Origin of the sequence: Mumia sp. (assembly GCF_028803055.1) — a bacterium.
Lineage (GTDB): Bacteria > Actinomycetota > Actinomycetes > Propionibacteriales > Nocardioidaceae > Mumia.
In genome coordinates, this window is the sequence record NZ_JARBCJ010000019.1 from 19,006 (window position 1) to 27,909 (window position 8,904).

Annotated in this window: 7 protein-coding genes and 1 tRNA gene; 4 read left to right on the forward strand and 4 right to left on the reverse strand. The window is 70.4% G+C overall.

The window, feature by feature from the left end:
- Positions 1-65 precede the first annotated feature (65 nt).
- From lysA to PV363_RS03605, 3 genes are read right to left on the reverse strand one after another with little or no spacing between them, the layout of a single operon-like run.
- The gene (gene lysA, locus PV363_RS03595; protein ID WP_220365945.1) at positions 66-1,463 is read right to left on the reverse strand and encodes a diaminopimelate decarboxylase; all 1,398 of its coding nucleotides are present in this window, start codon (positions 1,461-1,463) and stop codon (positions 66-68) included.
- A gap of 4 nt (positions 1,464-1,467) precedes the next feature.
- On the reverse strand, positions 1,468-3,129 hold the full coding sequence (gene argS / locus PV363_RS03600; RefSeq protein WP_220346491.1) for an arginine--tRNA ligase: 1,662 nt from the start codon (positions 3,127-3,129) through the stop codon (positions 1,468-1,470).
- Positions 3,130-3,179: 50 nt separating this feature from the next.
- Positions 3,180-3,581 (reverse strand): response regulator, encoded by a 402-nt coding sequence (locus PV363_RS03605; protein WP_220344046.1) that lies wholly within the window; start codon positions 3,579-3,581, stop codon positions 3,180-3,182.
- Positions 3,582-3,639: 58 nt separating this feature from the next.
- Between PV363_RS03605 and PV363_RS03610 the strand changes: the two genes are divergently transcribed.
- Positions 3,640-3,711: transfer RNA gene (locus PV363_RS03610), tRNA-Arg, on the forward strand.
- Between the two features lie 114 nt (positions 3,712-3,825).
- A complete protein-coding gene (locus PV363_RS03615; RefSeq protein ID WP_220344045.1) occupies positions 3,826-4,437 on the forward strand; it encodes a hypothetical protein in 612 nt (203 codons plus the stop codon).
- A gap of 18 nt (positions 4,438-4,455) precedes the next feature.
- Here PV363_RS03615 and PV363_RS03620 read toward each other — a convergent pair whose 3' ends face one another.
- The gene (locus tag PV363_RS03620; RefSeq protein WP_220344044.1) at positions 4,456-4,704 is read right to left on the reverse strand and encodes a hypothetical protein; all 249 of its coding nucleotides are present in this window, start codon (positions 4,702-4,704) and stop codon (positions 4,456-4,458) included.
- Positions 4,705-4,869: 165 nt separating this feature from the next.
- Here PV363_RS03620 and PV363_RS03625 point away from each other — a divergent pair, with 165 nt between their 5' ends.
- Both PV363_RS03625 and PV363_RS03630 read left to right on the forward strand, forming a co-directional pair.
- Positions 4,870-8,679, forward strand: coding sequence for a multifunctional oxoglutarate decarboxylase/oxoglutarate dehydrogenase thiamine pyrophosphate-binding subunit/dihydrolipoyllysine-residue succinyltransferase subunit (locus PV363_RS03625; RefSeq protein ID WP_301021697.1), 3,810 nt, complete (start codon positions 4,870-4,872; stop codon positions 8,677-8,679).
- A 17-nt stretch (positions 8,680-8,696) separates the two neighbouring features.
- Positions 8,697-8,873: a DUF6104 family protein gene (locus PV363_RS03630; RefSeq protein WP_220344042.1), complete on the forward strand. Its 177-nt coding sequence runs from the start codon at positions 8,697-8,699 to the stop codon at positions 8,871-8,873.
- Positions 8,874-8,904 lie beyond the last annotated feature (31 nt).

Consider the following 8,904-nt stretch of genomic DNA (forward strand, 5'->3'; position numbering starts at 1 on the left):
AGGGCCAGCCTAGTCGTGGAGGCGGGCGCCGGACGCCGGTGTCCGGCGCATGAGCGACAGGCAGGTCAGCCGACGTCGAGGCGCAGCAGGTCGTCCTCGGTCTCCCGGCGCACGATCAGCCGAGCCGCCCCGTCCTTGACCGCGACCACCGCGGGGCGTGGGACGTGGTTGTAGTTGGAGGCCAGCGAGCGGCAGTACGCGCCGGTGCCAGGCACCGCGATCAGGTCGCCCGGGGCCACGTCGGACGGCATGAACTCGTCCTTGACCAGGATGTCTCCGGACTCGCAGTGCTTGCCGACGACACGACTGAGCACCGGCGTGGCCGTGGAGGCACGGGAGGCGAGCGTGCACGAGTAGTCGGCGTCGTACAGAGCGGTGCGCATGTTGTCGCTCATCCCGCCGTCGACGGCGACGTAGCGTCGCATCGCTCCGCCGTCGAGCGCCACCTCCTTGGTGGTGCCCACCTCGTACAGCGTGAACGTGGAGGGTCCGGAGATCGCGCGACCCGGCTCGACGGACAGTCGCGGGACGGCGACGCCCAGCCCGCGGCACTCCCGCTCGACGATCTCGCGCATGCCGTCGGCGAGCTGCTGCGGGGTGGAGGGGTCGTCCTGGGTCGTGTACGCGATGCCGTAGCCGCCGCCGAGGTCGAGCTCGGGGGCGACGTAGCCCAGGTCGGCGCAGATCCGGGCGTGCAGGGCCAGCACCCGGTGCGCCGCAACCTCGAAGCCCGCGGTGTCGAAGATCTGCGACCCGATGTGCGAGTGCAGCCCGAGCAGCTCCAGCGACGGCCGCTCGAGCACCTGCCGCACCGCTTCGAAGGCGTCGCCCTCGGTGATGGAGAGGCCGAACTTCTGGTCCTCGTGCGCGGTGGCGATGTATTCGTGGGTGTGTGCCTCGACGCCGGCGGTCACCCGCACCATCACCCGCGCCGTCACCCCCAGCTCGGCAGCGACCGTCGCGACGCGCTCCACCTCGAGGAGCGAGTCGACGATGATCCTGCCCACCCCGGCCTCGAGCGACCGGCGGATCTCACTGATGCTCTTGTTGTTGCCGTGCAGGCCGAGGTTCTCCGGGGGTACACCGGCACGCAGCGCGACGGCGAGCTCGCCCCCGGTGCACACGTCCATCCGCAGGCCCTCCTCGGTGATCCACCGCGCGATCGCGGTCGAGAGGAAGGCCTTCGCGGCGTAGTAGACGTCCCACCCGGCGAACGCCTCGCGGAAGGCGCGCGCGCGTCCGCGGAGATCGTCCTCGTCGACGACGTAGAGGGGCGTCCCGAACTCCGCGGCCAGCTCTGTCGCGCCGACGCCGGCGACGGCCAGCTCGCCGTCCTCGCGCCGCTCGACATGGTCGGACCACAGGTGCCGCACCAGCTCGTTGGTGTCGTCGGGCTCGCGCAGCCATGCCGGACCCCGGCTCCCGGCCTGCCCGTGCAGCGCACCGGCCTCGTGCGAACGCACCGGATCACATCCGCTCGGGAGCGGAGACGCCGAGCAGCTCCAGCCCGTTGGCCAGGACCGTGCGGGTGGCGTCGATGAGGACCAGGCGTGCCGTGTGGACGGGCTGCACGTCCTCGTCGCCCTGCGGAAGGACGCGGCACACGTCGTAGAACTTGTGGAACGCCGCCGCTGTGTCCTCCAGGTAGCGCGCGACGCGGTGCGGCTCGCGCAGCTCCGCGGCGCGGGCCACGACCCGGGGGAACTCCGCCAGCGCGCGCAGGAGGTCGCCCTCGCGCTCGGTCGAGAGGTACGACAGGTCGGCGGCGTCGGGCGCCGGGACGATCCCGAGGTCGGCGCCGTTGCGCAGGATGCTGGAGAGGCGCGCGTGCGCGTACTGGACGTAGTAGACCGGGTTGTCCGGGCTCTGCCGCGTCATCTCGGCCACGTCGACCGTCAGCGGGGAGTCGACCGGGTGCCGTACGAGCGTGTAGCGCAACGGGTCCACACCGACCATGTCGATCAGCTCCGAGAGCGTGACGAGCGTGCCCGCCCGCTTCGACAGCTTGAGCTCCACCCCGTCGGAGAGGATCTTGACGAGCTGGCCGATGAGCACCTGGAGGTTGTAGCCCGGCTCGTCCCCGGCGCACGCCGCCATGGCCTGGAGCCGTCCGACATAGCCGTGGTGGTCGGCTCCCAGGAGATAGAGGCACTGCTCGAAGCCACGGGCCCGCTTGTCGAGGTAGTAGGCCGTGTCGGACGCGAAGTAGGTCTGCTCCCCGTTGGAGCGGATCAGGACCCGGTCCTTGTCATCACCGAAGTCGGTCGTCCGCATCCAGGTGGCACCGTCGGCCTCGTACAGATGGCCCTCCTCGGCGATGACCTCCAGCGCCCGGTCGACGGCGCCGGACGCGACGAGCGAACGCTCGGAGAACCAGGAGTCGAACACGGTCCGGAAGGTGGCGAGGTCGGCCTTCTGGTGGGCGAGCTGGAGCTCGTAGCCGTTCTCGCGGAACGCGGCGAGCTGCTCGTCGGCGGGCAGGTCGAGGATCCCCGGGACCGCGGCGACGACCTCCGCGGCGAGGTCGACGACGTAGCCACCGTGGTAGCCGTCCTCCGGGACCTCGTCGCCGTTGGCCACCGCCATCAGCGAGGCCGCGAACTTGTCCATCTGGGTGCCGCGGTCGTTGACGTAGAACTCGGTCGAGACCTGGGCCCCGGCCGCGCTGACGACCCGGGCGATCGCGTCACCGACGACGGCCCAGCGGGTGTGGCCGAGGTGCAGCGGACCCGTGGGGTTGGCCGAGATGAACTCGAGGTTGACCCGTCGGCCGCCCAGCGTGTCCGTGATGCCGTACGCGCTGCCGGCACGGACGATGTCGCCGGCGAGGGAGCCTTGAGCCCCGGTGTCGACGCGGACGTTGAGGAACCCAGGCCCGGCGACCTCGACGGAACCCACTCCCGGGGCCTTCGCGAGCTGCTCCGCGAGCGCGGCAGCCAGGTCCCGCGGCGCCATCTGGGCCTGCTTGCCGAGCCGCATCGCGACGTTGGTCGAGTAGTCGCCGTGATCCTTGACCTTGGGTCGCTCGACGACCACCGACGCGGGAACCTCGGGCAGGGATACCGTCCCCGACGCCACCAGGGCGTTGAGGGCGTCGACGATCGCATCGGAGAGCTGTTCGGGAGTCACCTACGAATCGTATCGAGGCCCGTCAACGCAGGCGCCGCGGTCTCACTCGGCTATCCGGGCTGGGACGCCCCCTCGATCACCTCGCGCACGGTACGGACCAGCACCGCGGGGTCGAAGGGCTTGGTGACGTAGGCGTCCACGCCGACGTCCTGGCCCCGCTGGAGGTCGTACGCCTGGGCCTGGGTCGTCACCATGACGACCGGGATGTCACGGGTGCTCGGGGACCTGCGGAGCGCGCGTACAGTCTCCAGCCCGTCCATCCGGGGCATGACGACGTCGATCGTCACCACGTCGGGCCGGGTGTCCACGACGACGTCGAGGCACTCCAGGCCGTCGGCCGCCTCCAGGACGGTCCATCCCTCCAGCTCGAAGTTGGTCCGCAGCAGCAGGCGGATCGAGTCGGTGTCGTCGACCACCAGGACACGCGGCGGTCGGCCGTTCGGGAAGGGCATGTGCGCAACCGTACTCGGCGTGCGCTACCGTTGTCGGGCTCGCTCGAGAAGCGCGCACGCCCCCGTAGCTCAGGGGATAGAGCACCGCCCTCCGGAGGCGGGAGCGTAGGTTCGAATCCTACCGGGGGCACCGACAGATCAAGCCGCTGACCTGCACCGACAGGTCAGCGGCTGTTCTTCTTCCGGGCGCTTCGTCCGTCGCGATGCTGTCCGAACGTGCCCGCGCCGACGTACCCTGGTGGGCATGCGAGCGAACCGCGGCAACCGCCTCCCCAGCTGGGCGGCCTGGCTCAGCGTGGCGGCCCTGGTCGGTCTCACCGTCGGACCGGTGGTCGCCGTGGTCGCAGCAGGCGCGTGCATGGCGGCACTGACCGCCGAGGAGGTGGGCTACCGTCGCCGCGCGCGGGCCTACTTCGCCCGCCTGCACCGTACGTCGCTGCACCGGCACGACGGGATCCTCGACGCCTGGATGGACATGCGCGAGGAGGTCCACGGCCACGAGTCCGCGGCGCTCGCCGACGACGTACGCCGTCGCCCGACCGCGCGCTTCGTGGCGCTCGCCTCGACCGCCTCCTCCCGGCGGGACGCGGCGCGGCCGCGCGACCACGCGAGCATCGCCGCCTACGCCGATGCCGTGGCCGACCTGGAGCGCGCGTGGCGGCGTCTCGAGCTGCAGGCACGCGGCCTCGACCTGTGGGGTGACGCTCGCCGCTGGGGTCGCCAGCACCTGCCGGCCTCGGCGACCGCCGCCGTCGCGCCGCTGGTCCCCGTGGTCCGTTCGGCCGCGCAGTCGGCCTGGCGCGCCGCCGAGGCACGCTTCGTCGCCGCCTCCGCCCGCGACGACCGGACGGCCTAGACGCTCGAGGCCGGCCGCCTACGACCTGCTCGCGGCGGCCGCACCGAGGACGGCGCCCGCGTGCCCGAGCAGGGCGACGTATGTTCCCGTGCCGGCCACGACGTCGACGACGACGCCGAGGAGGGCGAGGACGAGGAAGCCCGCCCACGCCCCGAGGACCCCGACCGCGACACCGCGGGGCCTGCTCCTCCGTACCGGTGGAGAGGGCCGGAGGAGGAGACCGGCGACGATGCCGATGACGGTGACCGAGACCAGTGGCAGGAGCATGCTGCCATCCTGTGCGCACCCGGGGCCCGTTGTGATCGGGGACGCCCCCGGACGTGCCCCTGATCTGGACGTCCGAACCCGGACGTCACCGCCTGGATGTGAGCCTGGACATGCTTCGGTACCGTCGATGACGCCCCTTCCTTCGGGGTCTACCCGGGTACGCGTATGCCCTGCGGGGCGTCGGAGACAACGGACAACCCGGAAGAGGCGATCGAGGCCGTGGCCCAGAGCGACAGCCCCCTGCCAGATTTTGGCACCAACCAGTGGCTCGTCGAGGAGATGTACGAGCGCTACAAGTCGGACCCCGCGTCGGTCGACGCGTCGTGGTCTCGCCTCTTCGAAGGCGATGGAACAGCGCCGAGCAGTCCCCCGACGTCGAACGGCTCGAGCAGCGCCCGGCCGGTGAAGGCGACGGCGACCGCTGTCCGTCCGCCCACAGCCAAGCCGACGGCGGCCGGGGACATCCCCACGCCGGCCGGTGACGGCGCCCGCCCGGCGGTGGCCTCGCCCCCGACCGAGAGCGTGAAGGCCGCACCCACGGGCGACGCCGACAAGGCTGCCAAGCCGGCCAAGGCGAAGCCGAAGCCCAACGCCCCGGCGGCCAAGACGTCGGCTCCCGCCCCCGGCGCCGACGTGGAGAAGAAGGTCCTTCGCGGCGCTTCGGCCCGTACGGCGCTGAACATGGACGAGAGCCTCTCGGTCCCGACCGCGACGAGTGTCCGCTCGGTGCCGGTCAAGCTCTTGATCGACAACCGCATCGTCATCAACAACCACCTCGCCCGCGCGCGTGGTGGCAAGGTGTCGTTCACCCACATCATCGGCTACGCGCTGGTCAAGGCGCTCACGGCGATGCCGGAGATGAACGCCGGCTTCGAGGTCGTCGACGGGAAGCCCAACCTCCTCCAGCCCGCTCACGTCAACCTCGGTCTCGCGATCGACCTCGCCAAGCCCGACGGCACCCGTCAGCTGGTCGTGCCGTCGATCAAGCAGGCCGACACGATGGACTTCGCCCAGTTCTGGACGGCGTACGAGGCCGTCGTCGACAAGGCGCGCAACAACAAGCTGACGGTCGCCGACTTCCAGGGCACGACGATCAGCCTGACCAACCCGGGCACGATCGGCACCAACCACTCGGTGCCGCGCCTGATGAAGGGCCAGGGCGCCATCATCGGCGTCGGCTCGATGGACTACCCGCCGGAGTTCCAGGGCGCCTCCGAGCACACCCTCGCCACCCAGGCCATCTCCAAGATGATGACCCTGACGTCGACCTACGACCACCGGATCATCCAGGGCGCGCAGTCGGGCGACTTCCTGCGCCGCGTGAGCGGTCTGCTCCTCGGCGAGGAGGGCTTCTACGACGAGATCTTCGCGTCGCTGAAGATCCCGTACGAGCCGATCCGCTGGGCCCGCGACATCGCCGTCAGCCACGACGACGAGGTCCACCGCCAGGCCCGCGTGCTCGAGCTCATCCACGCCTTCCGCGTGCGCGGCCACCTGATGGCCGACACCAACCCGCTCGACCACTCCCCCCGCAGCCACCCCGACCTCGAGATCTCCTCGCACGGGCTCACGCTGTGGGACCTCGAGCGCGAGTTCGCGACGGGCTCGTTCGGCGGCCGCGAGCGCCGCTTCATGAAGCTCCGCGAGATCCTCGGCATCCTCCGCGACTCCTACGCCCGCACCTCCGGCATCGAGTACATGCACATCCAGGATCCCGAGCAGCGGCGGTGGATCCAGGAGCGTGTGGAGCGGGAGCACTCCAAGCCGCCCCGCGAGGAGCAGCTGCGGATCCTGCACAAGCTCAACCAGGCCGAGGCCTTCGAGGCCTTCCTCCAGACGAAGTTCGTCGGCCAGAAGCGCTTCAGCCTCGAGGGCTCGGAGACGACGATCCCGCTCGTCGACGAGATCTGCGAGGCCGCTGCGGCCGACAACCTCGACGAGGTCTGCATCGGCATGGCGCACCGGGGCCGGCTCAACGTGCTGGTCAACATCGCCGGCAAGAACCCCGGCTACGTCTTCCGCGAGTTCGAGGGCAACATCGACCCGCGGACCGTGCAGGGCTCGGGCGACGTGAAGTACCACCTCGGTGTCGAGGGCGAGTTCACGGCGGCCAGCGGTGACAAGATCAAGGTCTCCGTCGCCGCCAACCCGTCCCACCTCGAGGTCGTCGACCCGGTGCTCGAGGGCATCACCCGCGCCAAGCAGGACCGTCTGAACCGCGGTGAGGAGTTCCCGATCCTCCCGCTGCTCATCCACGGAGACGCGGCGTTCGCCGGCCAGGGCGTCGTGGCGGAGACGCTGAACCTCTCCCAGCTGCGCGGATACCGCACCGGCGGGACGATCCACCTGATCGTCAACAACCAGGTCGGCTTCACCACCTCGCCGAGCTCGTCGCGCTCGTCGACGTACGCGACCGACGTCGCCCGGATGATCCAGGCGCCGATCTTCCACGTCAACGGCGACGACCCGGAGGCGTGCATCCGGATCGCACAGCTGGCCTACGAGTACCGCAGGACCTTCAAGCGCGACGCGGTCATCGACCTGATCACCTACCGCAAGCGCGGTCACAACGAGGGCGACGACCCGAGCTTCACCCAGCCGCAGATGTACGACGTGATCGAGAAGAAGAAGTCCGTGCGTGTGCTCTACACGTCGGCGCTCATCGGTCGTGGCGACATCACGATGGAGGAGGCCGAGAGCGCGCTCAAGGACTACCAGGACCAGCTCCACCGCGTCTTCGCCGAGGCCAGCACCGTCGACGAGTACCAGACGGCGCCGGAGTACCCGGAGAAGCCGGAGCTCGCGCGACTCGAGACGGCCGTGTCTCCGGAGACGCTCAAGACCATCGCCGAGGCCTACACCAGCGTCCCCGACGGCTTCACGGTCCACCCGAAGGTTCTTCCGCAGCTCCAGCGCCGGGCTGCCGCGATCACGGCCGGCCCGATCGACTGGGGCACGGGAGAGATCATCGCCATGGGCTCGCTCCTGCTCGACGGGCGTCCCGTGCGTCTCGCCGGCCAGGACTCGCGTCGCGGCACCTTCTCGCAGCGCTTCGCGACGATCATCGACCGTCGCACCGGAGCCGAGTGGACGCCGCTGGCGCGCATGACGGAGGACCAGGGCACGTTCTACATCTACGACTCGCTCCTCAGCGAGTACGCCGCGCTCGGCTTCGAGTACGGCTACTCGGTGGCGCGGCCCGAGGCGCTGACGATGTGGGAGGCACAGTTCGGCGACTTCGTCAACGGCGCCCAGTCCGTCATCGACGAGTACATCTCGGCCGGTGAGGCGAAGTGGGGCCAGAAGTCGGGCGTCGTGCTGCTGCTGCCGCACGGCTTCGAGGGCCAGGGGCCCGACCACTCCTCGGCCCGGATCGAGCGTTTCCTCCAGCTCGCCGCAGAGGACGCGATGGTCGTCGCCCAGCCGTCGACCCCCGCCTCGTACTTCCACCTGCTGCGTCGCCAGAACCTCGAGAGCGAGCACCGCCCGCTCATCGTGTTCACCCCCAAGCAGCTCCTGCGCCTGAAGGCCGCCACCTCGCAGCCCGAGGACTTCACGACGGGCACGTTCCAGCCGGTGCTCGCCGATCCGGCCGAGGGCGGCATGGACGCGAGCAAGGTCGAGCGGGTCGTGCTCACCTCCGGTCGGGTCGCGTACGACATCCTCGCGACCCGTGACAAGGTCGAGAAGGACGGCATCCGTACGGCGGTCGTCCGCGTCGAGCAGCTCTATCCGCTGCCGCTGGCGGAGATCGAGGCCGAGCTTGCCAAGTACGGCAACGCCCGTGAGGTCCGCTGGGTTCAGGACGAGCCTGCCAACCAGGGTCCGTGGCCGTTCATGGCGCTGAACCTGGCGCCGGAGCTGTCGCTGCCCGTGGTGCGGGTCTCGCGTGACGCGTCGGCGGCGCCGTCCGTGGGCAACCACAAGCGGCACGTGGAGGAGAACAAGGCGCTCATGGAGCGCACGTTCGCCTGAGGCGCGAAGGAGGAACGGTGTACTTCACCGACCGTGGGATCGAGGAGCTCGCCTCCCGTCGCGGCGAGGAGGAGGCCACGTTCGCGTGGCTCTCTGAGCGGCTGCAGGAGTTCGTCGACCTGAACCCCGAGTTCGAGGTGCCGGTCGAGCGGCTCGCGACCTGGCTCGCGCGCCTCGACGACGAGGACGACTGAGCAGGACAGACGCACGAAGGCCCGCCGATCT